Consider the following 26,255-nt stretch of genomic DNA (forward strand, 5'->3'; position numbering starts at 1 on the left):
GCCGCGGGCAGTCTGCCGCGGCCTTGTCTTTTATGAAGAATCGGATCAGCGTGCGACGGGCGCCATCCCGCCCGGACCGGCGCCGGCGGCGCGCAACACGCAATGGCCGGCCGAGCAGGTCGCGCCGGGATCGGTGACGAATGAGCAGGTGGATGCCATGCCGGCCTTGGCGTCGTCGGCCTTGCGCGCGGCCGCATGCTCGGCCACGAGCGCGCGCAGGCGCGTGCCGTCGCCGTTCCTGCTCGACCACGCCATGTAGCGTTCGGGCCCGCCGCAGGCCTTGCTGCCGATGGCGATCGAGTGGCATTGGGCCTCCGTGTCGCACGCGGCATCGCCGCGTTCGGCCTCGATGCGCGCGAGCAGGTCGGCCGTGCGGTTGGCTGCCGCGGCGGGCGTCGGGACCTGCGGCGCATCGCTGCGGCAGGCGCTGCTCGCCAGCAGCAGGGCCAGGCCGGCCAGGCGGGCGAGGGTGCGGGAGAGGGTCGTCGTGTTCATGCCCCATCATCGCGCGCACCGCCGCGCCTGGCAAGGGGCGCACGCGTGCCCGTCATCGCGCAGTCATAATCGCCAATTACAGTGCCGTTTCATCCACAAGCAGCGGAGTACGCGATGAACGGAACCGGGAGCATGCACACGTGAGTGGCGCCCCCATCACAGGCAGGCGCATCCTCGTGCTGAGCGTGCCCGCGGGCGCCGGCCATACCCGCGCCGCCGAGGCCTTGCGCGCCGGCGCGCGCACCCTGCCGGACAGCGTCGACGTCATCCACCTGGACGCCACGGCCTACGCGACGCCGCGCCTGCGCAAGGTCTACGCCGACCTGTACATCACGCTCGTGCGCCGCGCGCCCACCCTGTGGAGCTGGGTGTACCAATATACCAACGGCGCCGCGCCGGAGGGCTGGATGCACCGCCTGCGGCGCCGCATCGAACGTCGCGACTGCGCACCGCTGCTCGCCAAAATTGCCGAGCTGCGCCCGGACGCCATCGTCTGTACTCACTTTCTGCCGGCCGAGATCCTGGCGCAGGAAGTGGCTGATGGCCGGTTGCGCTGCCCGGTCTGGGTGCAGGTGACCGACTTCGACCTGCACCGCATGTGGGTGCATCGGCACATGGCCGGCTATTTCGCCGGCAATGACGAAGTGGCGTTCCTGATGCACAGGCACGGGATTCCGGACGACACGATCCACGTCACCGGCATTCCCGTCATGCCCGCGTTCTCCGGCCGGCCGGACCGCGCCGCCTGTGCGCGCGAGCTGGGCATAGCCCCCGACAGCATGACCTTGCTGCTGATGGGCGGCGGTGCGGGCCTGGGCGGCCTCGGCACGCTGGCGCAGCGCCTGCTGGCCATTCCCGGCAACTTCCAGCTGATCGTGCTGGCCGGGCGCAACGTCGAAGAACTGGCGGCGCTGCGGCGGCTGGCGCTCATGCACCCGGGCCGGCTCGTGCCGCAGGGCTTTACGGACCACGTCGAGCGCCTGATGGCCTGCGCCGACGTGGCGATTACGAAGCCGGGCGGGGCGACGACGGCGGAATGCCTCGCCATGGGCCTGCCGATGATCGTGAACGCGTCGATACCCGGCCAGGAAGAGCGCAATGCGAATTTCCTGCTCGAGCATGGCGCCGCGCTGGAGGCGTTCGACGCGGCGTCGCTGGAATACCGCGTCCGCTACCTGATGGCCCATCCGGATGCACTGGAAACGATGCGCACCCGTGCGCGGGCGCTGGGCCGGCCGCATGCCGCTGCCGCCGTGCTCGCGGCTGTCCTGAAACAACTCGAACCTGTCGATGCCTGTCTCTGAACTTTCCCATGCCGGCCAGTTCGCCGCGACCTTGGCCGCCGTCTTCGTGGCCGCCTATTTTTTTGCCCGTGTCGAAGTCGAGATCGAGGGCGACGCCGGCTGGGCGGCGAACCTGCCCACCTGGCGCGTGGAAGAGCACCCGCTGCTCGACATCTTCTGGGGCGGCCGCGCGCTGACCGGCTACCACGCCTGGATGTTTTCCTTCATCGGCGTGATCTTCCATTTCCCGCTCGCGTTCATGGGCCAATGGTCGCTGCCGCTCGAGGCGCGCGTGATGGCCGCCGTCATGCTGTTCTGGGTCGTCGAGGACTACCTGTGGTTCGTCGTCAATCCGGCGTTCGGCTGGCGCCGGTTCAAGCGTGCGCTGGTCCCGTGGCACAAGCGCTGGTTCGCCGGCGCGCCCGTCGACTACTGGATGTTCGGCGCGATCAGCGCGCTGCTGTTCTGGTACGCGTACTGACCGGTCCCGCGCGGCGGTTGCCGAGGTCCAGCGCATGGCGCACGCGCTGGCACAGCTCACCGGACGTGCGTGAGATCAGCTCGTGGGGAATCTCGAATTTTTCCGTCAGCCGGTCGTAGTCCTCGAAACCGTAAGAGACCATGAACGGATGCATGCCCGTGCCGATCGCCGCCGCGAAGTCCTTGTGCTCGTCGCCGCAGACGTAGGCGCGCGCCGGATTGATGCCGAACTGTTCGCGGATGGCGCGGAACTGGCTCGTCTTCTTTTCGGACAGGGGGATATGGACGAGGAAGTCGAGCGCGTTGATGTCGATGTCGTGGCGCTGGAACAGCTGGCGCAGCGTCTCTAGCGGTTCGTTCGTGATGTTGCGCGTGACCATGCCGACGACGACGTCCGGCGCCGCGACCAGTTCCCGCACGAGGTCGGGAATGCCCTCGTACATGGCCGCTTCCTTCCGGTAGACCTCCGTGAGGCTGTCCACCAGCTTCGCCCGGCTGTTCCTGCGCAGGTTCTTCTTGATAATCGACGGGAATTCCTTCAGCCCGCCGAGGTATTTGAAGAGGTTGTGGCGCTTCTGGAACCGGGCTTCGTCGCCGATGTCCAGGCCGTGCCGCGAGAATGCCGCTTCGATGGCGGAAAAGGCGTCGACGGTGGTGCCGTCGGCGTCGAGGATCAGCAGTCGTTTCCTGGATTTGTACATGGCATCATCATACCGGCGGGGATGTTACCGGCGTATGACAGACCGTTCCCGCATGACGTCAATCGCGCTCGATGTCGGCATTCGCGTCGTTGCGGATGAAGCCCTCGTCGTGGATGGCGAAGACCTTGTCCGGGATAGTCTTGTGGTCGACACGCGTCACGCGCCACACGGTGCGGCCGTCGGCGGCCTGGATCAGCAGCGGCAGCTTCGCCAGTGCGCTCCAGCACACATGCGTCGTCTGCGGACCCTGGACGAGGGCGACCCACGTGCATGCGCCGATCGGCTGTCCGGCCCCGTGCGGCGTGGCGGCCGGCACCAGGCGATAGTCGCCTTTCGGGTGACGCAGGCCGTGGCCGAGGTCGAACCAGTCGGTGAACTGGCCGATGCGGTACAGGTTGTCGCGGTCGATGTCGGTGCGGATTCTGCGGTCGAGGTCGAGCACGGCCAGCCGGTAGTCCGGACTGCCGGCCTTACGTATGGCGAAGCTCTCGGCCTTGTCGTCCGTGCGCCGGCGGATGCGGCGCTCGCCGTCGCGCCAGACTTCCACGTGGTGCTCGGTGCCGCCGCTGAGATAGGTGGCCTGGAAGTGCGTGGCCGCCGGCTCGCCGCGCGTGCTGAAGACGTGGTCGAAGTCCGGCGCGGTCGCCGCCGCGTGGGCACCTGGGAAGGAAAACACGGCCGCGGCCGCCGTGCCGAGCACGAGCGACCGCGACGCGCGCCTTCCGGTGCAATCAGGAAGGGTGTAGGTCATGTCAGTTGCGCACCGCGCGGGCCGAGTCGAAGTAGCGGTACGACTTGCCGCCCACGGTGAGGTCCTTCACGGAGAGCTCGATGTTGTACGTGCCCTTGGTCAGCGCCGTGTCCTTGGCGGCGCCGGTCGGATCCGCCGGCAGTTCGAACGTGAGGCCGGTCGCGGCGGCGGCCGGGGTCACCGTCGACGGGGTCACGGTCGGCACATCCTTCGTGGCCGGGTTGGCAAGGCCTTCGTTCAGCACGCGGCCGTCGGCCTGCGGCATGGACAGGCCGAGCAGCCAGGCCACGGTCGGCGCGACGTCGACGTTGCCGGACGGCGTCGTGACGACTTTATTTGCCAGGAACGACGGACCATGGGCGATCAACGTGTTGTGCACGTCCGCGATGCCGAAGCTGCCGTGCATGCCGCGCTGGCCGCCGACGCTTTCGAACTCGATGCCCGGCATGCCCTGCACCGACGTGTTGTAGTCCCAGTTGAAGGAGACGACGACGTCCGGCTGGCCGTTGTTCTGGCGCTGGGCGTTTTCCAGGTTCACCTGGGCCAGCGCCAGCGTGCCCGGGATGCTGCCGTAGCGGCTGTCGACGAAGATCGCGCCGTATTCCTCGCGCTGCTGCAATAACGTCACGAGCTTTTGTACGGTGGCGGCGTCGTGGCCCGGCACGTAGAAGTAGTCGGAACCGCCGTTCGCGGCGACGACGATGCCATTTGCCGGCAGGCTGCCCGGCGCCGGCACCTTGAAGCTGGCGACCGGTTGCGCCAGGCCCGCGCTGATGGCCTGGTACTTCACGTTGGCGGCGCCGCACAGGCTGCCGCTCGTATCGACCTTGACGGGGATGACCGGCTTGCCGTCGGCCGTCAGGCCGTACATGGCGCTCGTCGAGCAGCCCGACCCGTCATAGGCAGAGAAGCCGCGGTAGGTCAGCAGGTCGGCCGAACGCACGTCGCCCGAGAACGAATAGCCGGTCGGGTCGACCGCACCGATGGAAGCGCTGCTCACGCCGCCGCTCGGCAGCATGGTCGATGCGGTGATGGCGCGCAGCGGGTACGTCGACACCGGGCCGGAGACGCTGGAGTGGCCGTGGTCGGACACGACGACGATATTGGTCGAGCTGTCCATGCCGTTGGCGCGCAGCGCGGCGATCAGTTCGCCCAGGCGCGCATCCTGCGAGCGCAGGCCGGCCTTCATGTTGGCGCTGCCCGGACCGTAGCCGTGTTCGACGTTGTCCGGCGTACGGAACCAGATCAGCGACAGCATCGGCTTCTTCTGCGGCAGGATGTATTGCGTGTACACGGACATCATGTACTTGTTGGCCGCGTCTTCCGGTGCGCCCTGCGTGGTATCGGCCGAATCGCGCGCGGCCACGGTCACGGTGCCGTTCGGATCGTATGCTGCCGTGTTGAACGTGACGTAGCCGGCGCGCGCCGTCGGGTTGCCGTTGTTGGCGGCGAGCATGACGGCGTCGGTGCCGGAATAATTCTTGACGACGTTGGCGGGCAGGGCGAAGCCGGCGCCCTGCAGCTCGGTGACGAGGCTGCGCGGCTGCACGGTGTTCTCGTCGAGGAAGACGCCGCCCTTGCCGAGATCCTGCAGGTACGCGGCGCCCGACTTGCCAATGGTGGCCGTCGTCAGGCCAGCCGACTGGGCGGTGGCGAACAGGCTTTTCACGAGCAGCAGCTGGCCGCCGTAGTAATCGTTCAGCGTCGTCAGCACCGCGTAGTCCTCGGTGAAGACGGGGTCCTGGTAATCCTGCGCGGCACCGCCGGCGCCGCTGCCGGCCGGGATCGTGCCGGCGCTGCCCTGCGGCGGCGTCCAGAACGTGTTGCCGTAGAAGCCGCTCGTCTTCGGGAACGAACCCGTCGCGAACGACGACGAATTCATCATCGTGAAGGTCGGATAGGTCGAGTGGTTGTCGCTGAAATTCACGCCGCTCTGGCGCAGCGCGTACAGGTTCGGGGTGTCCGTGGCGTTGACGGAGTCGGGGCGCAGGCCGTCCCACACCATGATGATGGTACGGGTCGCGGTCGTGCCGCTGCTGGCATTGCTGGTCGGGGCGGTGGATGCGGCGGTCGTGCCGTTGCTGTCGCTGCCGCAGGCGGCCAGCAGCATGCCGAGCGCGAGCGGGGTAATCAAGGTCTTTGCTAACCTCACGAGGGGTCTCCTGGTCAGAGTCGGGATACGTGATCGATGGATCGGGCCGCGGGTGCGGGCCCGTGCGCAGGATGGTGCACGCGGGTGACAGGCTCGTGACAACAAAGACAAGGAGCACATTCCGATACAAAGTTAATGTTCCGGTAAGGTTGGTCGATGTATCGGAAACGCAAGCGGCGTTGTTGGGAGGTAGCGCTCTGTCTGCTATTTCGCAAGGAAACCTCTTTATCGCTTCGTATCATTATGGCTCCTCAAGAAGCAGGGAGACGGGATGAAACATGAAGGACGAGGTGTCATACGAACCGATGACAAAACCGATCACGGCGGCTGGGTCATCGCTGCTTCTTCAGGAACGGTCGTGATGGGGAAGGTCGCCGCATTGGCCGACGACATGACGTACTGTCCTAGGTGCAAAGGGAAATTTGCTATCACGCCCGATGGAAAAGGGGCCAGACACGCGGGGCGCGCGTATGCCTATCACGGCGACCTGACCGAATGTGGCGCTCGATTGATTACGTCGCTCGAGCCTACGGCTTCCAACAGTAGTTCTTTCGACGAAGCCAAAGGCGAACAGAGGGAAGCAGGCTTGCCTGATCTTTCTTTTGATGATCGATTTGTGCTTCTCGACGATGAGACGGGCGCGCCAGCCGCGTTCATGGAATATGCGGTCGAGCGCGAAAACGGAAGTGTCGAGCACGGTGTTACGAACGAAAGGGGCGAAACCCACATCCTTTCCGCCACAACCCGACCAGAAAAAATCAAGATCTACGTTGCGACCGACATCTGAGTTCCGCATGCGGTCCTGTCCTTCTCGAGGGGAATCATATGCCAGAAGCACGAATCACTTCACCGTCGGGTAAGGCCTTGCATTACCGAACCACCAGAACGACGACGCCGACAAAGGATGACGAGGCCAAGGTTGTACGTATCGCTCTCAACAGGAAAACCCGTCTGGAAGAGAACTCGGCCTACCTGGTCGACGCGAACGTGGCAGCATTCCTCAAGGCGATCGGTGAAGCTGAAGGAGGAGGCTACGATTTCAAGTACGGCGCCGTGAAGGGGAAACGCAACGACCCGTGGCGCTTCACCGACACCTCCACCCATCCGGGACCTGGTTTTGGAGGAAAGACAACTGCGGCAGGTATGTATCAGATCACGATCGATACCTGGCGGGACCACGGTGGGAAAATGGGGTTGACCGACTTTACGCCAACGACTCAGGACCTTATCGCTGTCGAAATGCTACGTAGCCTCGGTGTTATCGACAGCATCAAAGCCGGCGACATTGCCGGCGCGATGCCACAGGCCGCAAAGAAATGGGCGGCTCTCCCGATGGGGCCAGGCCTGAAGAATCGCTATCCGCCGCAGCCCTACATGGATTACGACACATTTTTGGCAACATACAAGGCCGCCGGGGGATCAACGAAATGAGAGCCATCATTGAACGAATAGCTTTCGCAGGCGCTGCCTTGCTGGTGTTCCTCTCTGCGCCCGATGGCGCCGCCCGTGTTGACAAGCAATCGACTTCGGTCATGAATCTGCGCTTGCAAGAAGGCGCATCGTTTGTACATGTCCGTGCCCGTCTCATCAAATCCGGATGGAAGCCTGTTCGGATGCATGTGGGCGATCGCTACGAATACGATGGGGCGGAAAAACGCTTGGCAGCCCGAAATTTCTTCGAAGTGGATTCTTGTTCCACTGACAGAGGAAGCATCTGCATCTTTTACTATGCAAAGGATGGGATGTGCTTACGAATCGACACTCTGGGTGAGCAAGTGGATGCGATGCGAGTGACGAGGTGGGACGACTCTTGTCCGAACGAGTCGCCCCAATCAGGGACGCCACCGGATTGATTGGCAAGTTGGTACGGCGTGGCGGGATGGACGCTCAATAGGTCAAGGTCACCAGCGACACCGCCTGCCGCGGCAACTGCATCCGGACGGTGGCCGTGCCATCCCGGGTCTCCAGCGTCGACCCGGCATCCATCTGCGCCAGCTCGCTCGCCTTCTGCAATTCGGCGACCTGCGCCGGCGTCGGATTCGCAGGCGCGCCCATGCGCTTCCACGCCGCGTACGAATTGCTGTGGTCCTGGTCGATGCGGTAATGATGCAGCTGCACCCGCCGCGCCGGGAGGCCTGCGATGCGCAGTTCGACCGGGGCGCCGGCGTCGATGACGTCGTCGTCGTGGTAGTTCCAGACCATGACGGCGACACTGTGCGCGTCCTTCGCCGCCAGCGCATCGATGTCGGTGCGCGCGCCGCGCACGCCGCCTGCCTGGATGCGCGCGGCGTCGTAGGCCTGGTCGCCCGTCACGGCCACCCGGTCGCCACGCATCATGCCGAGCATGCGGAACACGTTCAGCACCGGCTTGTTGACGCCATTCGTCGCCAGGTCGCGGAAGCCCGCGTACCACGGCTGGTCCTCGAATTCGAACGACCAGTTCACGGCGCCGATCAGGTTGACGCCGCGCCGCGCCGCCAGGTCGTACTCGCGCGCGATCGAGGCCGCCGTATAGCTGGCATACAGCGTGCCGTTGCGGTACGCGTTTTCCGGATTGGTCCGCATGCCGCACGCGGCGCAGCCTTCCGGATCGGACTCGCCGATGATGACGGGGATGCCTTTCAGCTCCGGATATTTGGCGACGAGCGCGAAGCCCTCGTCGAGGTGCCGGAAATGCGCGTCCATGCCCATGCGCACCACGCCGTCGACCACCTTCGGCGCGCCCTTGGCGTGGAAGGCGACGAAGTCCAGCGGCGCGCCGGTCTTGCCGGTCGCGGCATTCGGTTCGTGCAGGCAGTGCCGCAGGAAGTCGTCCATGAAGCGGCCCGCGCCGGCCGTGTGCGGCCCGCCGATGCGCGCCGTCGGCAGCGCGCGCTTGACGGCCGTGGCGGCGTAGTCGTACATCTTGAAATAGGCGCGTTCGGTGTCGGGTGCGATCAGGTACAGGCCGTCCGGCTCGTTCCACACTTCCCAGTACCAGCTCTCGACTTCCTTCTGGCCGTAGCGCGCCACGCTGTGCCGCACCCACTGGTAGATCAGCTCGGCCCACTTGTCGTAGTCCTTCGGCGGCGTGGCCCAGCCGGTCATGATCTCCTTGTAGGGCGTGCCCGGCGCCCAGTGATGGCGATACGGTTGCGGGCGCTCCGACAACGCTTCCGGCATGAAGCCGATCTGCGCCAGCGGTTTCATGCCGCGCTCGATGTAGGTGTCGAAGATGCGGTCGATGATGGTCCAGTCGTAGACCGGCTTGCCGTCCTTGTCTTCGTTGTACATGTTCGTCGAGCCCCACTTGAGGGCGTAGCTGCCGTCGCCGGACGTCATGAGGTTGTGGGCGCGGACGTACACGGGCACCGGGCTCAGCGCGGCGATGTCGCCGAGCAGCTTCTTGCCGTTGGGCGCGGTCGTGTAATTCGGTTCGTCATAGCCGAACCATGCCCAGATCGGGGTCATGGGGCCTTTGACCCGAGTGGCGTCGATGTCCAGCCTGACGGGCTGCGGGAGGACGGGGTCGGCGACGCATAGCGGCGCGGCCGCGGCGAGGAGGAGGGCGGCGAGGTATCTCTTCATTGTTGTTCTCGTCAATCGGATGATGACGGGATGCTAGGCCGAACGCCCATGGCCGTCCAATGATCGTTTTTGCAATGTCCATATCGAATCCGATATCCCTCCGGTCGAGAACGCCTTAACGCGTGCAATTATTAAAACCTTTTATTCGCTTTGCCGATACTGAACGCGCCGTATTTGGATAATGTTCTGCGAAATGGAGCGGTAGTGCTTGTGTTCGGGAAAATTGGCTGGTACAAGTATTTACCCGCTCAAAAGCGATCATTAAATGGCCGATTCGATGCGTAGTGCGGGTCGCATGAAAACGGTTTCTATTAACTGGGTCCGCTAAATGGGAGTGAACGACGACACAGAATTGTAGCGAAGTCATTTGATAACAAGATCACTGCTCATATTAATGATAAGAGTGACAGGTTCGCGGTATGGTTGCCCCTGAGGGGTTCGGCATGGTTTATTCAAGGAGAAGAAAATGCAATGGTTTAACCGGCAAAGCATTTTCAGGAAGTTGGGGACTTCCCTCGGAATCCTCGTTATGTTTACTGTTTGCCTCGGCGCCTTTTCGTTGTTCCAATTAGGACGAGTTAATCAGACTTCAACCGATATGGAAGTCAACTGGATGCCCAGTGTGCGCGCCTTGTCGGATATGAATAGCAATATCGCCAACGTGCGGGTCGTGACGTTGCAGCATATTCTTTCCACGAGCAATACGGACATGGACCATTACGAGGCGAAGATGGCCAGGTTCCTGGCGACTTTAGAGAAAAACCGGAAGGAATATGCACCGCTGATCGCCTCGCCGGAAGAGGCGCGGCAATACGAGTCGTTCAGCAGGAATTGGGACGAATACATGGCCGAGCAGAAGAAAGTGCTGGCTTTGTCCCGCGCCAACCAGAACGATGAAGCCAGGGATCTCATCCGTGGTACTTCTCAGAAGCAATACGACGAGGCGGCCGCGGACTTGCAAAAGCTGGTGGACATCAATATCGAAGGCGGCAAGCAAGCGAGCGAGCACGGCAATGTGCTCTACGACCAGTCGCGCCATTGGGTGATCGGCATGCTGGGCGGGATCACGCTGTTCAGTATCGCCATTGCGATGCTGCTGATGCGCGACGTGCGCTCCCAGCTCGGCGGCGATCCCGGCTATGCGGCCCAGATCGTGCGCAGCATTGCATCGGGCGATCTGGGCGTGGAAGTCGTCACGCGGCCGGACGACCGCCAAAGCCTGCTGTTCTTCATGAAGGAGATGCGGACAAGCCTGGCGGGCATCGTCGGCCAGGTGCGTACCGGGGCGAATGCGATCGCCAGCGCCACTACCCAGATCGCGGCGGGTAATCTCGACCTGTCCGCGCGCACCGAGCAGCAGGCCGGCTCGCTGGAGGAAACCGCGTCGTCGATGGAAGAGATGACGTCAACCGTGAAACAGAATGCGGACAATGCGGCGCGCGCCAATCAACTGGCGATCACGGCGGCCCAGATCGCCGAACAGGGCGGAACGGTCGTGACGCAAGTGGTCGATACCATGGCCTCGATCAATGCTTCGTCCCGCAAAGTGGCGGAAATCATTGGCGTCATCGATGGCATCGCCTTCCAGACCAATATCCTGGCCTTGAACGCGGCGGTCGAAGCGGCCCGCGCCGGCGAGCAGGGCCGCGGGTTTGCCGTGGTCGCCAGCGAAGTGCGCAACCTGGCGCAGCGCTCCGCTGGTGCCGCCAAGGAAATCAAGGCACTGATCGGCGATTCCGTAGGCCAGGTGGATACGGGGACGAAGCTGGTCGAGCAGGCCGGTACGACCATGCATGCGGTACTGGAAAGCATCCGACGGGTCACGGACACGATGACCGAGATCAGCGCGGCAAGCTCGGAACAGACGTCCGGCATCGAGCAGATCAACCAGGCCGTGACCCAGATGGATACGGTGACCCAGCAGAACGCGGCCCTGGTGGAGGAAGCCGCGGCCGCGGCCACGGCGCTGCAGGAGCAGGCGGAGAAGCTGTCCCAGGTGGTGGGTTTCTTCAGGCTGGATGGCAGGGCCGCGCCCTCGGTGATGGGCGCAGGGCAAACGCATCCGGCGGGTCAGGTCGCCCTGCAGCTTCGGGCGAGCTGAAGCATGGCGGGCCGCGCCGGTTCAGCGTGGCCCGCCAGTACGAGTCGCGGTGTTTGACGATGAATCCGCGTTCAGCTCTTGCGAACGAACTCCGACTTCAGGCTCATCGCACCGAAGCCGTCGATCTTGCAGTCGATGTCGTGGTCGCCGTCGACGAGGCGGATATTCTTGACCTTGGTGCCCTGCTTGACCACGCCGCCTCCGCCTTTCAGCTTGAGATCCTTGATGACGGTGACGGTGTCGCCGTCCTGCAGCACGTTGCCGGCCGCGTCGCGCCACACGCGGGCGGCTTCGACGGCGGACGCTTCCGCCTGGACCGGCCATTCATGCGCGCATTCGGGGCAGACGTAATTGCCGGAGCCATCCTCGTAGGTCAGGGTGGAGCCGCAGGCGGGGCAGGGAGGTAAGGTCGTCATGGCGATATGCGAGGAAATAAGAGTAGAAAGCAAAACGCCAGCCGCAGGGGCTGGCGTTTTTAAACTTGGTGGCCCGGGGCGGAATCGAACCACCGACACAAGGATTTTCAATCCTCTGCTCTACCAACTGAGCTACCAGGCCAAGGCGGCGCAGTATAGCATGGGTTACGCGAAATCCATAATTTTTCTCGCGCAAGCCAGGCTCAGACGCGTGCCTCGGCCCGTTCTGCGGCCCGTTCCGCATGCTGGCGGTCCAGCGCCAGGCGCAGGTCCTTGCGGGCCTTGGCTTCCTCGTAGCGGCGCAGTTCGTCCGGCCCGAACGGGCGTAGCGGCGGGACGGCGACCGGCTGCTTGTCGTCGCCCACCGCCACCATCGTGAAGAAACAGCTGTTCACATGGCGCACCTGCTGGGTGCGGATGTTCTCGGCCACGACCTTGATGCCGATTTCCATCGACGTGCGGCCCGTGTAGTTCACGGCCGCCAGGAACGTCACCAGCTCGCCCACGTGGATCGGCTGGCGGAACGTCACCTGGTCGACGCTCATCGTCACGACATAGGTGCCGGCGTAGCGGCTGGCGCAGGCATAGGCGACCTGGTCGAGGAGTTTCAGGATGTTCCCGCCATGCACGTTACCGGAAAAATTCGCGGTATCGGGCGTCATCAGGACCGTCATGGTGAGTTGGTGGGCAGGCAGGCTCATGGCGTTACGCGTAAAGATGAAGAATAGGGACGATGTTGCCTGAGAAACCTCCTCGCGGCAACAATCCCGAGATTCCACGCCGGACGGCGTCAGAATTCTTCCAAGTCCGCGTCCACCGTCGCGGTGGCCTTGCGGGCCGGTTGCGCCGGGCCGGTCGTCGCCGGCGCGCGCCGGGCGGGGCGGGAAACGGGCCTGGGCGCGGACGCGGGCGCGGTCTGGCGTGCCGGCGGCAGTGCCGCTTGCGCCGTTGTAGTGGACGTCGTGGGCGTTGCCGGGCGCGTGCCGGCGTCGACGCGGAACAGCGCCACCAGTTCGGCCAACGCCAGCGCCTGTTCGTGCATCGCCCGGGTGGCGCTCGCCGATTTCTCGACGAGGGCCGCGTTCTGCTGGGTCACGCCATCCATCTGCACGATGGCCTGGTTGACCTGGCCGATGCCGCTGGCCTGTGCGCGGCTGGACGCGACGATCTCGTTCATGATGCCCGTCACGCGGCCGATGCTGTCGACGATGTCGCGCATCGTCTGGCCCGCCTGTCCGGCCAGCGTGGCGCCGTCCGCGACGCGCCGGGTCGAGGCGTCGATCAGGTCCTTGATTTCCTTGGCCGCGGCGCCGGAACGCTGGGCCAGGGCGCGCACCTCGGCGGCGACGACGGCGAAGCCGCGGCCCTGTTCCCCGGCGCGCGCCGCTTCCACGGCGGCGTTCAGCGCGAGGATATTGGTCTGGAAGGCGATGCCGTCGATGACGGCGATGATGTCGACGATGCGCGCCGACGAGGCATTGATCGCGCCCATCGTGTCGACCAGCTGGCCGACCATCGCGCCGCCCTGCTGCGCCACGCGCGCGGCGTCGCCGGCCATGCGGTTGGCTTCCTCGGCGCTGCCCGCGTTCTGGCCGACGGCCTGCGTCAATTCCTCCATCGACGACGCCGTCTCTTCCAGGGCCTGGGCCTGGTTCTCCGTGCGGCGCGACAGGTCCTGCGCCTCGCCGGCCATCGTGGCGATGGCGGTGCCGATCGTGCCGGTCCCTTCGCGCACGTCGGCGACGATGCCCGCGAGGCTGGCGCGCATGCGTTCCAGGGCGGCCATCAGGCTCTGCTTGTCGCCGGCCGCGACGGGCACGGCCACGCACAGGTTGCCGCCCGCGATTTCGGCCGCGACTTTCGCCGCGGCGGCCGGTTCGCCGCCCAGGCGGCGGAACAGGGCACGCGCGAACAGCGTGCCGGCGGCGATGGAAAAGGCGAGCGTGGCGAGGCACAGCCCGGTGAGGACGCGGCTGCTGTGGTCCGCGCGCGCGAGCACGGCGGCCACGCGCGTGTCGATCTCCTTCTGCTGCAATTCCAGCAGCGCCTTGACCTGGCCGAGATACGTCGTCACGGCGGGCAGGAATTCCTCGTCGAAGTACTTGCGAGCCTCGGCGTCGTTGCCGGCGGTCTTGAGGGACATGACGCGGTCGCGCGTGACGATGTAGTGCTGGCGCGCGGTGGCGATCTGCTCGAAGATGGCGTGTTCCTCGGGCGTGTCGAGCAGGGTGCCGACCTGTTTCTGCAGCGCGGTGGTGCGCGTGGTCGACTCCTGCGTCTCGGCCGCGAAGAAGGTCGCCAGCTCCGGATCGGCGGAGCGCGCGATGGACAGGGTGCGCTTGGCGGCGACCGACGTGTTCAGCAGCCAGCCGGAGATCAGGCGTTCCTTGGCGAGCGGCCGCTGCGTGAGGGCTTGCGTGTCGTCCGACAGGACTTGCAGGCGCCAGATGGCGATGGCCGTCGAGACGAACGACAGCACGATGATGACGGCGAACGCAAACCTGAGCTGGTTGCGGACGCTGACGGTGGCGGATGACATCATTGGGCTCCTTGGTGCTGGTTGACAACAAAGACTCAATGAAAGGCGTATCCGGTCCAATCCACCTTGAGGCGACTCAGGACAGGGCCAGCGCTTCGGACTGGTTTGCCAAAAAGCAAGTCGGCGACTCGACGCCGCATTCGCCATGGGTCGAAAGGTTTTTAAGATTGCAATGGTTGTGAAGGGAATGACAAGGCCGTGCCCGGCGGCGGGATGCGCCGTTCTGCCAGGATGCCGGCATGCCTGTTCTTCTCGTTCCCGGCTTCATGGCCGATGAAACCTTGTGGGACGACGTGGCGCCGGCGCTCGCGCGATCGCGCGCCAGGCGCCGGAACGCGTACGCGCGCTCGTGCTGGTCGCCATGTCCACGCGCGGCGACGTGTTCCGGCGCCAGTCGATGCTGGACCGGCCGGGCGACCTCGAACGCTCGGGCGAGATCCGCTGCCCGACGCTCGTCGTGCGGCCGCGCAGGACCAGTTGCGCAGCCTGGAAGAAGCGCGGGAGATGGCAACCGCCATCCCCGGCGCCGAACTGGTCGTCATCGACGACACGGGCCACACCGATCGAGGCGCCGCAGCGCCTCATCGACGTGATCGTGCCGTGGCTCGCGGCGCACACGCGCTGAGCGTGGCTTCAGCCCGCGTGCGTGCCCAGTCCCAGTTCGCCCAGCGCGGCCCGCAGGGATAGCAGGACCATGCGCGCCCGGCGGCGTGCGCGGGTCATGATCAGGCCTTGTTCGCGAGACGGCGGATCGCCTCCGCCACGCCCTGGCCGTAAGCCGGATCCGCTTTCAGGAAATGGCCGATCTGGCGGTCCTGGGTGGCGGCGTCCGCACCCGCGAGGGCACCGGCGATGTTGTCGATCAGGTTGCGCCTGCCTTCCTCGGTCAGCAGGCGGAACAGATTGCCGGCCTGCGTGAAATGGTCGTCGGTGGTGCGGGTGTCGTAGCGGCCCGCTGTGCCTTCCACCTGCCAGCCGGCGTCGCCGTGGCCGAAGCCGCCGGCGGCCGGGACATCGGCGCGAACCTGATCGTAGTTGGCCGCCGCGCCGCCATTGGCGATCGCCATCGCGCCGTCGCGCTGCTGGTTGTGGAACGGGCAGCGCGGACGGTTCACCGGCAGGTGCTGGTGGTTCGTGCCGACGCGGTACAGCTGGGCGTCGTGGTAGGCGAACAGGCGTGCCTGCAGCATCTTGTCCGGGCTGTAGCCCAGGCCCGGCACGATGTTCGATGGCGACAGGGCGGCCTGCTCGACGTCGGCGTGGTAGTTGTCCGGATTGCGGTTCAGTTCCAGGATGCCGACGGGGATGCGCGGGAAATCGCCCTGCGGCCAGACCTTGGTCAGGTCGAACGCATCCCAGCCCGTCTTGGCCTCCCACGCGGCGCGCTGGACGTCGTCCATCACCTGGATTTCCACGCTCCAGCGCGGGAAGTCAGCGCGGGCGATGGCGTTGAACAGGTCGCGCTGGGCGTAGTCCGGATCGGCACCGGCCAGGCGCACGGCCTCGCTCGCCGACAGGTTCTTGATGCCCTGCAGCGTCTTGAAATGCCACTTGACCCAGTGCTGCTGCCCGGCGTCGTTGATCAGGCTGTACGTGTGGCTGCCGAAGCCGTCCATGTGACGGTAGCCGTCCGGGGTGCCGCGGTCGGAAAACAGGATCGTGACCTGGTGCAGGCTTTCCGGTGCGTGGCTCCAGAAGTCCCACATCATCTGGGCGGATTTCAGATTCGTCTGCGGATCGCGCTTTTGCGTGTGGATGAAGTCGGGGAACTTGATGCCGTCCTTCAGGAAGAACGTCGGGGTGTTGTTACCGACCAGGTCCCAGTTGCCTTCCTCGGTGTAGAAGCGCACGGCGAAACCGCGCGGATCGCGTTCCGTATCGGCCGAACCCTTTTCGCCACCGACGGTCGAGAAGCGCAGGAACGTCTCCGTTTGCTTGCCGACGGCCGCGAACAGCTTCGCCTTCGTATATTTGCTGATGTCGTGCGTGACTGTGAACGTGCCGTAGGCGCCCGAACCTTTTGCGTGGACGACGCGCTCGGGGATGCGCTCGCGGTTGAAATGCTGCAGCTTTTCGATCAGGTGGAAGTCCTGCAACAACACGGGACCGCGCGGACCGGCCGTGATCGAGTTCTGGTTGTCGGGGACGGGGATGCCGGAGGCGGTGGTGAGTTGGGTCATGGCAGGCTCTCTCAATGGTTAGTCTATCGGTCAATTTGATTCGATAGGCGCGATCTATTCATGACCATGGTAGAGCTTTGATGGCAACCATGCAAACTATCCGTTTATATGGATGAAATAGAAAAAATTAATCGACCGTGGCATTCCTACTGCGGAAGACTATTGTTCCTCGTTAAAGGAGGTGCCCCTGGCGAGCCGGTTGAAGTTTCCATGTCGCGCGCCCATAATCGTCGTATGACGCCCGCTATCGACAAGATTGTTATCAGGGATTTTCCTCAACTGGCTCTGATCGCATGGAACCGCCGACCCGATGATGAGATCACGGGCGAGGATGCGTTTGCACTGTACGAAGCCAACTGGCGTTTCATCGAGGAAGATCGGCTGCAGCCGCGTGAGCGCGACCTGATCGCGCGTCTGACGGAAGTCTATGGCCACGGTCTCATGAATGTTTAAACGTGCTCATCACAATCGCATTAAAGCATTGCTGACGGCGCTCGACGCGGATTTCCTGAGCCGGAATGGTTGTTTCTTTGGAGGGGGGACCGCCATCGTCCTGGCATTGGACGAGTACAGGGAGTCGGTCGATATCGACTTTTTGTGCGCTTCCCAGGACGGTTACCGGGAGCTGCGCAATACGATCACCAATGTCTCGCTCGGCGCGATTTTTGCCCATTCAGTGGAGCTTGTTCGTGAGGTCAGGGCAGATCGTTACGGCATCCGGACGTTCCTGTTGTCCGACGGGGTACCCGTAAAATTTGAAATCGTCAGCGAAGGGCGGATACCCATCGACGGCGTCGTCGATCCAGTGACTGGCGTGCCCACGCTCAGCCGAATCGATATGTATGCCGAGATGTTGCTGGCCAATGCCGACCGGTACAACGACAAGGCCGTGGCGAGCAGGGACATCATCGACCTGGCGATGATGATCGGGCACTGGGGACGCATCCCGCCCGAGGCTTGGGACAAGGCTCGCAAGGCATACGGCGCATCGGTCGACCAGGCATGGCAGGCTGCGGTCGACCTGGTTGGCGAGCGCGCGCACCTGGCACAGTGCCTGCAAAAGATGCATATGGCCCCTGCGCTGGCGGATCGGATTCCAGACCTGCTCAGGAATGGGCGATAAATAAAAAAGCGCCGACCATCACGGGCGGCGCCTTTGTTCACAGCACCCGGGGTCAGACCCCGAATTATTTCAGATCAAACTCAGATCAGGCTCAGCTTGACGTCGATGTTGCCACGGGTGGCGTTCGAGTACGGGCACACGATGTGGGCGGCGTCGACCAGGTCTTGCGCCACGGCGCGGTCCAGGCCCGGCAGGCTCACGGCCAGTTCCACGGCCAGGCCGAAACCGTTCGGGATCGGGCCGATCGAGACGCTGGCGTCGATGGCGGCATCGGCCGGGACGGCGACTTTCTTCTGGCCGGCGACGAACTTGATGGCGCCCATGAAGCAGGCCGAGTAGCCGGCGGCGAACAGTTGTTCCGGGTTGGTGGCGTCACCCTTGCCGCCCATTTCTTTCGGCGGTGCCAGTTTGACTTCCAGCAGGCCGTCGTCGCTGCGGGATTGGCCTTCGCGGCCGCCGGTGGTGTGTGCCTTGGCGGTGTACAGGACTTTTTCGAGTTTCGTGGTCATCGCATTACCTTTCAGTGGTTGGGTTCATATCGCGGCGGCGAGCCTGGCACGCATGGCCCTGATCTCGCCGACGAGTCTTGCAACGTCCTGCACGTCGCAACCGGTGGCGCCCAGGATGCAGGCCGGGATGCCGGCCGCCGCGTCCTTCAGTGCGCGCGCCGCGTCCGTCAGCCGGATCACGACCCGGCGCTCGTCCTGCGGATCGCGGGACCGGTCGACCAGGCCCTGGGCCTCGAGCCGCTTCAGCAGCGGCGTCAACGTGCCGGAATCCAGGAACAGGCGCTCGCCGATGTCGGACACGGTCAGCCCGTCGCGTTCCCACAGCACCAGCAGCACCAGGTACTGCGGATACGTCACGCCCAGTTTGTCCAGGTGCGGTTTGTACACCTTCGTCATCGCCAGCGATGCCGAGTGGAGTGCGAAGCACAGCTGGTTGTCGAGCAGGAGAGCCGCGGTTGCGTCGTTCGTTTCCATGGGTTGAACTATAGCGCGCAATTCAATTGTGCGCAATATATTTATTTTGATGCTAGTGATAGATGAAAGCAATATGACCGCTCAGCGCGGCGTGCCGAACACCTGCGTCCAGTACGGCGTGCGGTTGCGGTTGTGCGGATTGATGGCGTAGGCCGCGCCCATCTCCGTGAACGTGGGGTTCATGATGTTGGCGCAGTGGCCAGGGCTGTCCAGCCAGGAGGCGACGGCTTCCTCGACGCTGCGCTGGCCCGATGCGATGTTCTCGCCCACACGGACCCAGCGGTAGCCGGCGGCCGTCGCGCGGTCGGCGGGCAGGCTGCCGTCCGGCTGCCTGTGATTGAAATAATGCTTCTGTGCCATGTCCGCGCTATGGGCGAGGGCGGCCTGGCCCAGCAGCGGATTCCACGTGAGCGGCCCGGCCGGGCCGAATGCCTGCGTCCCGCATGTACGCGGCCGGGCGCGCGCGGCGTTCACGAGCGCGAGGATGTCCTGGCCCGCGTGCGGCCAGTCGGGGAGGGGCGCGATGACGACGGGCCGCGCCAGCACGACCTGCCATTCGTCGCCGATGCGTGCCGTGCCGATGGCCGCGAATTCAGGAGCAAGCAGGATGCGGCAGTAGTTGGGGCCGATGGCCGCCATCGCCGCCTGCGCGTCGGTGGGTCCCCTGACCGTGATCGCCTCTGCATGCGCGGCCTCGTAGCCGGCGCGCTGCAATGCGGATTCCAGGAACGTGCCGGGGCCGATGCGGATGTGCGACAGCGCAGGCTCGACGGCCAGCGCCCCGGCCGGCACGGCGGGACGACCCGCGCAGGGGCCGGGCGCGGCGCGGTAGGCATTGATGAGATCGGCAAGCTCGTCCGCACGCGCGGGAGGGGCGGCAAGCATGGCGGCCAGCGCGACCGAAAGCGGAACGAGGCGGATGAAGTCAGGCATGAGAAGGCAGCAGGAAGGGCTGCCTTCCAGATGGGGACGCCAGCACCAAATGGTAGGGTGGACGGCTCCACCGCCACGGATGAATGGCCGCACGACGTGCGCCGTCCACGCGTCCAACCGGCGCGTGAACGGCCGCGTGGGCAATTCAATGCCGCAACGCGTTGGCGGAAGCCTGCAGGTCCGGCCGGCTGGGGTGGAATGCGCGCTCGGCCGGCATCGTGTCGTAATACGCCTGCGTGCGGATGACCTTGCCGTCGCGCAGCGTGAACACGTTGACCCACGGATTGTCGTAGGTGAGGCCCGTCGACCTGACGAGCCACGTGGCCTCGCCCATGACGACGACCTTGTCGTTCTCCGCGACGGCATCCAGCACGACGAAGCGCACGGGGTGCAGCGCTGCGCCCACTTCGGAGAAGAAGCGCGCGACCTCCGACTTGCCGTGGAAACTGCCGGCGAACGGTACCCCTTCCGCATCGGGGCTGATCCACTCGGCGTCGTCGTGGACATACGTCAGCAGCTGCGGGATGTCGCCGCTCTGGAACAGCCGGTAGCCTTCCATGACGATCCGCTTGTTGTTTTGTGCATCCATGTCTGTCTCCCAGGTTTTGGTTTTGGTGTCGGTGGCGGCGGCGCCGCCTCATGAAGCCTAGTCGCGCCGGGAAGGAAGTCAAGAATAATGTGTGACTGTTGGTCGTCGTTGGCGCGGTCACAGGGCATTACAATCTCGCCATTAACCTGAAGGAAATGCCCATGCGTCTGACACTCATCGCCGCAGCGATCCGAAGCTCGGCACGGCCGTCGCGCAAAAGCTCGTCGATGGCGGCGTAGTGGCCGTCGTCGGCCACCTGAATTCCGGCACGACGGTACCCGCCTCGAAGATCTCGCTCGGTGACGACAGGGTGGTGTGCGTCGTGGCGGGCGGCGTCGACGCGCCGCTGGAGGCGGGCATGACCGCCTTCGCGGAACGCTACCGCCAGCGCTACGGCATGCCGTTCCAGACCTATGCGCCGTATGCCTACGACGCGACGATGGCGTTCGCGGCCGCCATGCGCGCGGCCGGATCGTCCGACCCGGCGACATTCCTGCCGGCCCTGGCGCGGATCAGGTACCAGGGGATCACGGGCACCATCGCCTTCGATGCGAATGGCGACCTGCGCGACGCGGCGCTCACGCTGTACACCTACCGCCGTGGCCAGCTGACCAGGCTGCGCGTGGTGCGCTGGAGACCGTCGCCCAGGCGCAAAGCCGTCCGGGTCAATCCGTCACGACGTGCCAGACGTCCATCTTCTTGTCGCCGGTGCGTTCGCCCGCCTTCTTGTCCTTGATGAACGTGTACAGTGGCTTGCCGTGGTAGGCCAGCTGTTTGGTGCCGTCGTCGCGGACGATGGTCGCATAGGGCGGGGACATGGCCGCGTCGCCCGCCGGCACGGCCGGCCAGTTGGCCGCGCAGGCGCCCGTGCAGGCGCTCTTGCCGCTGCCGGCGACGTCCTTGTCGAAGGTGTAGACGGTCATGCCGTGGGCGTCGACGAGGACGCCGTCGACCTTCTTGACCGGCGCCGGATCGGCGGCCTGGGCGGACAGTGCGAACAGGGCGCACAGGCATGCAGTACCAAGGTGCAAAGCTTTCATGGGGGCTCCTTTGAGAGGATGGATTGAAAGTCGGCGTAAAGACTGCCCGGCCATTCTAGTCCAAACCGGCGGGGCAGGCAGGATATAATGCCGGTCCGGCCACCCGGCCGTCCGTTCCTGCCAACCTGATTGTCTTCCATGTCCCTCGACTGGTTCTCGCCGGCGCAATGCGTCGGCTACATCGCGTTCGTCCTCGGCGTCGCCTCGTTCACGCAAAAGGACGACCGCCGTTTCAAGCAGTTCATGGCCGCCGAATGCCTGGCCTACATCATCCACTTCGCCCTGCTGGGCAACCCGACCGCCGTCGCCAGCTCGACGATGTCGCTGCTGCGCTCCGTGCTGGCGCTGTACACGCGTTCGCGCTGGGTCGCGGGCGGCGTCGTCGCGATGAACGTCGCCCTCGGCCTGGCGCTCGCCACGCGCCCGACCGACTGGCTGCCGCTGGGCGCATCATGCGTCGGCACCCTCGCGCTGTTCCTGCTGCGCGGCATCCCCATGCGCCTCGCGATGCTGTGCGGGACCGGCCTGTGGATCGCGAATAACATCGTGGCCGGCTCGATCGGCGGCACCGCGCTGGAGATCGTGATCGCGGCCGTGAACACGACGACGATCTGGCGCATGGCGCGCGCGGAGCGCCTGGCGCAGCCGGCCTGAGTCGCATCAACCCCGGCCGTGCCGTGCGGCGCGGCGATCGGGGATAATGTCGCCTCTTCTTACTTTGCCATTCATCCGCATGGAGTTTACGCGCGACGACGTCATCCGCCAGTTCGATCCCGGCACCTTCAGTCGGGGCGAGGAGTATGCCCGCAGGGGCATGGTCCTCGAGATGGAACTGGACGGCGACAAGATCTACGGAAAAGTACACGGCAGCGGCCGGCACCGCTACCAGCAGACGATCCGCGTGAAGCACGACAAGCACGGCGTGCGCTTCGGCGGCGACTGCAGTTGTCCCATGACGCGCAACTGCAAGCACGTCGTGGCCGTGCTGTTGACCGAGCTGGAACAGAGGGCGGTGGACGTGCCTGCGGCGGCCGAGCGCTGGCTGCAGCGGCTGGAGCAGGTCCGGGAAACCCTGCGGGAGGACGCGTTGCCGGACCCCGCCATGCGGATCGTGTACGTGCTCGTCCCGGAGCGCCAGGGCGGGGCGCCGGGCCTGCTGCCGTACACGGCGCGCATGGAGAAGGACGGCGGCATCGCCGAGGCCTGGCAAGAGACCGATCCGCTGTATCTGATCGCGTCGCGGGAACCCCATATCCGGCCCGAGGACGAAGAGCCGCTGCGTCTGCTGGGCGCGATGCTGGTGAGCGAGGGCACGAGCGTGCCCGTTGGCGTGTTCGGCGGGCAGTTGCTGGACAGGTTGAGCGCGGACGGCCGGCTGTGGCGTGCGCGTACGGTGCAGGCGGCAAAGCGTGGTGTGCTGGATCCGGTGGTGCGGGGCCCGCTGCGGCGCGTCGAGCCCGCCTGGCTGGAGGAGGGCGCCGACCGCGAGGCTGTGAGGCTGGGCTGGCGCGTCGAGGGCGACAAGCCGGTCGAGCGCATGTTCCCGACCGACCCCATGTACTATCTGGACGACCTCACGCTCGGCCCGCTGGCGGTGCCGGAGCGGTTCGCGCGGATCCCGTCGGAAACCCTGCTGGATCTGGTCGCGCAGGCGCCGATCTTGCGCGCGGAACAGCGCAACGGCGTGGCCGGCCGCCTCGTCGACACGGGACTGGACCGACTCATGCCCGCGCCGGCCGCGCTCGAGGTGCGCGAGCGGCATGACGTGGTGCCGGTCCCGCACCTCCTGCTCGACAACGTCCACATCTCGACGCGCCACGGTTGGCACTCGGAAGAGGTCGCCATGCTGTTCTTCGACTACGACGGGCTGTCCACGGAGGGCATCGACGAGCCCGTCCTGCGCAGTACGCACGATGACGGCATCGAGGTTATCGTACGCAACCGGCGGGACGAAGCCGCGGCGGCCGCGGCGCTCGCCGAGCTCGGTTTTGCCGCGCCGCCGGCGCAGTCACCGCTGCACGGCGATTGGCCCGACGCATTGCAATTGCCGGACGAAGCAGCCTGGCTGGCCTTCGTGCGCGACGGGTTGCCGCGCCTGCGCGCTGCCGGCTGGAAGATCGAGATCGATCCCGGCTTCCGCTACAACTTGGCGGAAGTCGACGAGTGGTATGCCGACCTGGCCGAGGGCGAACAGGACGGCAACGGCTGGTTCGACCTGGAACTGGGCATCGTCGTGGCCGGCGAACGCCACGCGCTGCTGCCCCTGCTGGTGGCAATGATCCGCAAGGCGCCGCGCGATTTCGGCGCCGCAGCGCTGGCCGCGCGCGCCGACGACGCCGAACTGCTGCTCGAACTGGGCGCCGCGCGCCGCGTCGCCCTGCCGTGGGGGCGCGTGAAACCCATCCTGGAGACGCTGGGCGAACTGTATTTCGCCGACCGCCTCGGCGCCGCCATCCGCCTGCCGGCGATGGACGCGGCGCGCCTGGCGGAACTGGAGCGGGCGGCTCAGCTGCGCTGGCTGGGCGGCGAACGCCTGCGTGCGCTGGGCCGCAAGCTGCACGATTTCGACGGCATCCATCCCGTCGACGTGCCGGCCGGCCTGCAGGCGCAGCTGCGCCCCTACCAGCGCGTTGGTCTGGACTGGATGCAATTCTTGCGCGAATACGGCTTCGGCGGCATCCTCGCCGACGACATGGGCCTCGGCAAGACGGTCCAGACGCTCGCCCACATCCTCGCCGAAAAAGAGGCGGGCCGTCTCGACGTGCCGGCGCTCGTCGTGGCGCCGACGAGCCTGATGGGCAACTGGCAGGCGGAAGCGGCCCGCTTCGCGCCCGGCCTGCGCGTATTGCTGCTGCACGGCAAGGACCGCAAGGCCCTGTTCGACGAGGTGGGCACGGCCGATCTCGTACTCACCACCTATGCCTTGCTCGGCCGCGACGAACCGGCGCTGCGCAAGCATCGCTACCACCTGCTGATCCTCGACGAGGCCCAGTACATCAAGAACAGCCGCGCCAAGGCGACGCAGACGGTGCGCCTGCTCGACGCCCGCCACCGCCTGTGCCTGACGGGCACGCCGGTGCAGAACCACCTCGGCGAACTGTGGTCGCAATTCCACTTCCTGATGCCGGGCCTGCTGGGCGACGAAAAGACGTTCAACGCGGCGTTCCGCAAACCGATCGAGTTGCAGGGCGACATCCAGCGCAAGGACCTGCTGGCGCGGCGGCTGAAACCCTTCATGCTGCGCCGGACCAAGGACAAGGTGGCGACGGAGTTGCCGCCGAAGACGGAAATCGTGCTGCCCATCGACCTCGACGGCGCCCAGCGCGACCTGTACGAGACCGTGCGCGTCGCGATGGACAAGAAGGTGCGCGACGCCATCGACAGCAAGGGCCTGGCGCGCAGCCACATCGTGATCCTCGACGCGTTGCTCAAGCTGCGCCAGGTCTGCTGCGACCCGCGCCTGCTGGACGCGGCCTCCAGGGCGGGCTCGGCCAAGCTGAACGCCTTGCTCGAATTGCTGGACACCTTGCTGAGCGAAGGGCGCAGGGTGCTCGTGTTTTCCCAATTCACCAGCATGCTGGCATTGATCGGCGACACGCTGCGCGCACGCGCCATCGACTACGTCCTGTTGACGGGCGACACGACCGACCGCGTGGCCCCGGTGGCCGCATTCCAGCGGAGAGAAGTGGGCGTGTTCCTGATCAGCCTCAAGGCGGGCGGCGTCGGCTTGAACCTGACGGCGGCCGACACCGTCATCCACTACGACCCATGGTGGAATCCCGCCAGCGAAAACCAGGCGACGGACCGCGCCTGGCGCATCGGCCAGGACCAGCCCGTGTTCGTGTACAAGCTGATCGCGCACGGCACGCTGGAAGAAAAAATCCAGGACATGCAGCGCCGCAAGGGCGAGCTGGCCAATGCCGTGCTGGATGCGGAAGGTGGGCTGGCGGCAGCCATCGGGCCGGACGATCTGCGGGTGCTGTTTGCACAGCCTTGAAGCGCCGCGCCGTCAGGGAACGGCATCGGCCGCGTCGAGCACGTCAGCCACCACTGCGCGTTCCCGCAATGCGTGGGACGACGTGAACTCCGCCTGCAGGGCGCGCAGGTCGGCCATGGCCTGCTTGCGGTCGCCGCTGAAGTGCAAGCTGAGACGCAAACCCTGCCGGGCCAGGGTCTCCCGCGACGAGATCCAGAGAATGGACTGGACGAACCATGCCATGGGGTTGTCCGGCGCGAGGCGCAGGGCTTGGGCGACGGCGTCCCGCGCATGGAAGGCGTCTCCCGCTTTCAGCTCGGCGGCGGCCAGGTTGGCGTGGGCCTGCGCGTTGCCGGGATCCGCTTTCACGGCCCGCGCGAAGGCCGCAACCGCCGCGGCATCGTTGTTTTTCGTCAGTGCCGCGAGCCCGGCCGCGTTGGCGTCCAGCGCCGCCTGGCGCCGCTCTGGCGACACCGCCGCCGGTACGGCCGTGTCGTGCGCCAGCGTGTCCACCTCCGTCCAGCCGTTGCGCGTAGCCGCGAGGAGCATCGGGTAGATATTGGTGCCCTTGAACTGGCTGTCGGAAGAGGCGTGGGGCTCGACTTTTATGACCGCCCGGGCCGATGTATCCCGTTCCCGCTCTGCCGCCTGTGTCTGGGCCACCGGCCTGGCTGTCGCCCGTTTTTCTTCCCGCTCGCCATCCACGACATGCGACTGCATCGTCCAGAACAGGACGGTGGCGAGCGCCACCAGCGCGCCATCGGCGAACCGGTTCGTGGGCCAGCGGCGACGGGGCCGGTCGGGCGCCACCGGGCGCGCGCCGCGCGCCGCCCTCCGTTGCGCCAGGCGCGCCTGGCGCAGGATGCGCGAGTCGGACTGGATCAGCGAGGCGCGCATGGCGGAGAACGCCCAGGCCCCGGCGACGATGCCGGCGGTGGACCAGGAC

Annotated in this window: 26 protein-coding genes, 1 tRNA gene and 1 pseudogene; 12 read left to right on the top strand and 16 right to left on the bottom strand. The window is 65.6% G+C overall.

Features of this window, described 5'->3' with window-relative positions:
• Positions 1 to 45 precede the first annotated feature (45 nt).
• Complete coding sequence (locus AC1DYX_RS10055; protein WP_477258674.1) at positions 46 to 495, bottom strand: hypothetical protein; 450 nt, start codon at positions 493 to 495, stop codon at positions 46 to 48.
• A 155-nt stretch (positions 496 to 650) separates the two neighbouring features.
• Between AC1DYX_RS10055 and AC1DYX_RS10060 the strand changes: the two genes are divergently transcribed.
• Both AC1DYX_RS10060 and AC1DYX_RS10065 read left to right on the top strand, forming a co-directional pair.
• Entirely contained in the window at positions 651 to 1,799 is a 1,149-nt protein-coding gene (locus AC1DYX_RS10060) for an MGDG synthase family glycosyltransferase (RefSeq protein ID WP_477258698.1), read from the top strand.
• Complete coding sequence (locus AC1DYX_RS10065) at positions 1,786 to 2,259, top strand: hypothetical protein (RefSeq protein ID WP_477258675.1); 474 nt, start codon at positions 1,786 to 1,788, stop codon at positions 2,257 to 2,259. The genes AC1DYX_RS10060 and AC1DYX_RS10065 overlap by 14 nt, the downstream gene beginning before the upstream one ends.
• Here AC1DYX_RS10065 and AC1DYX_RS10070 read toward each other — a convergent pair.
• Genes AC1DYX_RS10070 through AC1DYX_RS10080 form a run of 3 tightly spaced genes read right to left on the bottom strand, consistent with a single transcriptional unit; the run spans position 2,228 to position 5,862 of the window.
• Complete coding sequence (locus tag AC1DYX_RS10070; RefSeq protein WP_477258676.1) at positions 2,228 to 2,959, bottom strand: HAD family hydrolase; 732 nt, start codon at positions 2,957 to 2,959, stop codon at positions 2,228 to 2,230. The genes AC1DYX_RS10065 and AC1DYX_RS10070 overlap by 32 nt on opposite strands.
• 58 nt (positions 2,960 to 3,017) lie before the next feature.
• The gene (locus tag AC1DYX_RS10075) at positions 3,018 to 3,710 is read right to left on the bottom strand and encodes a hypothetical protein (protein WP_477258677.1); all 693 of its coding nucleotides are present in this window, start codon (positions 3,708 to 3,710) and stop codon (positions 3,018 to 3,020) included.
• Between the two features lies 1 nt (position 3,711).
• Entirely contained in the window at positions 3,712 to 5,862 is a 2,151-nt protein-coding gene (locus AC1DYX_RS10080) for an alkaline phosphatase family protein (protein WP_477258678.1), read from the bottom strand.
• A gap of 271 nt (positions 5,863 to 6,133) precedes the next feature.
• Between AC1DYX_RS10080 and AC1DYX_RS10085 the strand changes: the two genes are divergently transcribed.
• From AC1DYX_RS10085 to AC1DYX_RS10095, 3 genes are read left to right on the top strand one after another with little or no spacing between them, the layout of a single operon-like run.
• Positions 6,134 to 6,649, top strand: a complete 516-nt coding sequence (locus AC1DYX_RS10085) for a PAAR domain-containing protein (RefSeq protein ID WP_477258679.1) — start codon at positions 6,134 to 6,136, stop codon at positions 6,647 to 6,649.
• Positions 6,650 to 6,687: 38 nt separating this feature from the next.
• Positions 6,688 to 7,293: a lysozyme family protein gene (locus AC1DYX_RS10090; RefSeq protein WP_477258680.1), complete on the top strand. Its 606-nt coding sequence runs from the start codon at positions 6,688 to 6,690 to the stop codon at positions 7,291 to 7,293.
• Entirely contained in the window at positions 7,290 to 7,715 is a 426-nt protein-coding gene (locus AC1DYX_RS10095) for a hypothetical protein (RefSeq protein WP_477258681.1), read from the top strand. The genes AC1DYX_RS10090 and AC1DYX_RS10095 overlap by 4 nt, the downstream gene beginning before the upstream one ends.
• Before the next feature lie 34 nt (positions 7,716 to 7,749).
• Here the strand turns inward: AC1DYX_RS10095 and AC1DYX_RS10100 are convergent, their stop codons facing one another.
• Positions 7,750 to 9,429, bottom strand: coding sequence for a GH39 family glycosyl hydrolase (locus AC1DYX_RS10100; protein WP_477258682.1), 1,680 nt, complete (start codon positions 9,427 to 9,429; stop codon positions 7,750 to 7,752).
• Positions 9,430 to 9,895: 466 nt separating this feature from the next.
• Here AC1DYX_RS10100 and AC1DYX_RS10105 point away from each other — a divergent pair, with 466 nt between their 5' ends.
• Positions 9,896 to 11,530: a methyl-accepting chemotaxis protein gene (locus AC1DYX_RS10105; protein WP_477258683.1), complete on the top strand. Its 1,635-nt coding sequence runs from the start codon at positions 9,896 to 9,898 to the stop codon at positions 11,528 to 11,530.
• A gap of 71 nt (positions 11,531 to 11,601) precedes the next feature.
• On the opposite strand, the gene AC1DYX_RS10110 is transcribed toward AC1DYX_RS10105, so the two are convergent.
• The 4 genes from AC1DYX_RS10110 to AC1DYX_RS10125 all read right to left on the bottom strand — a co-directional run bounded on the left by AC1DYX_RS10110 (position 11,602) and on the right by AC1DYX_RS10125 (position 14,488).
• Positions 11,602 to 11,946 carry a zinc ribbon domain-containing protein YjdM gene (locus AC1DYX_RS10110; protein WP_477258684.1) on the bottom strand — a complete coding sequence of 115 codons (345 nt, stop codon included), beginning with the start codon at positions 11,944 to 11,946 and terminating at the stop codon, positions 11,602 to 11,604.
• Positions 11,947 to 12,012: 66 nt separating this feature from the next.
• Positions 12,013 to 12,088: transfer RNA gene (locus AC1DYX_RS10115), tRNA-Phe, on the bottom strand.
• Between the two features lie 61 nt (positions 12,089 to 12,149).
• Positions 12,150 to 12,647: an acyl-CoA thioesterase gene (locus AC1DYX_RS10120; protein ID WP_477258685.1), complete on the bottom strand. Its 498-nt coding sequence runs from the start codon at positions 12,645 to 12,647 to the stop codon at positions 12,150 to 12,152.
• 89 nt (positions 12,648 to 12,736) lie between these two features.
• Positions 12,737 to 14,488 carry a methyl-accepting chemotaxis protein gene (locus AC1DYX_RS10125; RefSeq protein ID WP_477258686.1) on the bottom strand — a complete coding sequence of 584 codons (1,752 nt, stop codon included), beginning with the start codon at positions 14,486 to 14,488 and terminating at the stop codon, positions 12,737 to 12,739.
• Positions 14,489 to 14,768: 280 nt separating this feature from the next.
• Between AC1DYX_RS10125 and AC1DYX_RS10130 the strand changes: the two genes are divergently transcribed.
• Positions 14,769 to 15,110 (top strand): alpha/beta fold hydrolase, encoded by a 342-nt coding sequence (locus tag AC1DYX_RS10130; RefSeq protein WP_477258687.1) that lies wholly within the window; start codon positions 14,769 to 14,771, stop codon positions 15,108 to 15,110.
• 100 nt (positions 15,111 to 15,210) lie between these two features.
• Here AC1DYX_RS10130 and AC1DYX_RS10135 read toward each other — a convergent pair whose 3' ends face one another.
• Positions 15,211 to 16,665, bottom strand: coding sequence for a catalase (locus tag AC1DYX_RS10135; RefSeq protein WP_477258688.1), 1,455 nt, complete (start codon positions 16,663 to 16,665; stop codon positions 15,211 to 15,213).
• Between the two features lie 108 nt (positions 16,666 to 16,773).
• Here AC1DYX_RS10135 and AC1DYX_RS10140 point away from each other — a divergent pair, with 108 nt between their 5' ends.
• Both AC1DYX_RS10140 and AC1DYX_RS10145 read left to right on the top strand, forming a co-directional pair.
• Positions 16,774 to 17,118 carry a hypothetical protein gene (locus AC1DYX_RS10140; protein WP_477258689.1) on the top strand — a complete coding sequence of 115 codons (345 nt, stop codon included), beginning with the start codon at positions 16,774 to 16,776 and terminating at the stop codon, positions 17,116 to 17,118.
• Positions 17,111 to 17,788, top strand: a complete 678-nt coding sequence (locus AC1DYX_RS10145; protein WP_477258690.1) for a nucleotidyl transferase AbiEii/AbiGii toxin family protein — start codon at positions 17,111 to 17,113, stop codon at positions 17,786 to 17,788. Before AC1DYX_RS10140 ends, AC1DYX_RS10145 begins: the two co-directional genes overlap by 8 nt.
• 80 nt (positions 17,789 to 17,868) lie before the next feature.
• Here AC1DYX_RS10145 and AC1DYX_RS10150 read toward each other — a convergent pair whose 3' ends face one another.
• The 4 genes from AC1DYX_RS10150 to AC1DYX_RS10165 form a co-directional block, all read right to left on the bottom strand.
• The gene (locus AC1DYX_RS10150; RefSeq protein ID WP_477258691.1) at positions 17,869 to 18,297 is read right to left on the bottom strand and encodes an organic hydroperoxide resistance protein; all 429 of its coding nucleotides are present in this window, start codon (positions 18,295 to 18,297) and stop codon (positions 17,869 to 17,871) included.
• 24 nt (positions 18,298 to 18,321) lie between these two features.
• The gene (locus AC1DYX_RS10155) at positions 18,322 to 18,771 is read right to left on the bottom strand and encodes a MarR family winged helix-turn-helix transcriptional regulator (RefSeq protein ID WP_477258692.1); all 450 of its coding nucleotides are present in this window, start codon (positions 18,769 to 18,771) and stop codon (positions 18,322 to 18,324) included.
• Positions 18,772 to 18,852: 81 nt separating this feature from the next.
• Complete coding sequence (locus AC1DYX_RS10160) at positions 18,853 to 19,704, bottom strand: CAP domain-containing protein (protein WP_477258693.1); 852 nt, start codon at positions 19,702 to 19,704, stop codon at positions 18,853 to 18,855.
• 145 nt (positions 19,705 to 19,849) lie between these two features.
• A complete protein-coding gene (locus AC1DYX_RS10165) occupies positions 19,850 to 20,293 on the bottom strand; it encodes a nuclear transport factor 2 family protein (protein WP_477258694.1) in 444 nt (147 codons plus the stop codon).
• Positions 20,294 to 20,531: 238 nt separating this feature from the next.
• On the opposite strand from AC1DYX_RS10165, the gene AC1DYX_RS10170 reads away from it, so the two are divergent.
• On the top strand, positions 20,532 to 21,029 hold the full coding sequence (locus AC1DYX_RS10170) for an ABC transporter substrate-binding protein (protein WP_477258695.1): 498 nt from the start codon (positions 20,532 to 20,534) through the stop codon (positions 21,027 to 21,029).
• On the opposite strand, the gene AC1DYX_RS10175 is transcribed toward AC1DYX_RS10170, so the two are convergent.
• Positions 20,959 to 21,333, bottom strand: a complete 375-nt coding sequence (locus AC1DYX_RS10175; RefSeq protein ID WP_477258696.1) for a COG4315 family predicted lipoprotein — start codon at positions 21,331 to 21,333, stop codon at positions 20,959 to 20,961. The two genes, AC1DYX_RS10170 and AC1DYX_RS10175, sit on opposite strands and share 71 nt — an antisense overlap.
• Before the next feature lie 138 nt (positions 21,334 to 21,471).
• Between AC1DYX_RS10175 and AC1DYX_RS10180 the strand changes: the two genes are divergently transcribed.
• Positions 21,472 to 21,987 (top strand): YgjV family protein, encoded by a 516-nt coding sequence (locus AC1DYX_RS10180; RefSeq protein ID WP_477258699.1) that lies wholly within the window; start codon positions 21,472 to 21,474, stop codon positions 21,985 to 21,987.
• A gap of 79 nt (positions 21,988 to 22,066) precedes the next feature.
• Positions 22,067 to 25,330: a DEAD/DEAH box helicase gene (locus tag AC1DYX_RS10185; protein WP_477258697.1), complete on the top strand. Its 3,264-nt coding sequence runs from the start codon at positions 22,067 to 22,069 to the stop codon at positions 25,328 to 25,330.
• A gap of 12 nt (positions 25,331 to 25,342) precedes the next feature.
• On the opposite strand, the pseudogene AC1DYX_RS10190 reads toward AC1DYX_RS10185, so the two are convergent.
• Positions 25,343 to 26,255: pseudogene (locus AC1DYX_RS10190) on the bottom strand (hypothetical protein); the annotation flags it as partial.

It is taken from the genome of Massilia sp. P2_C2, assembly GCF_056404615.1.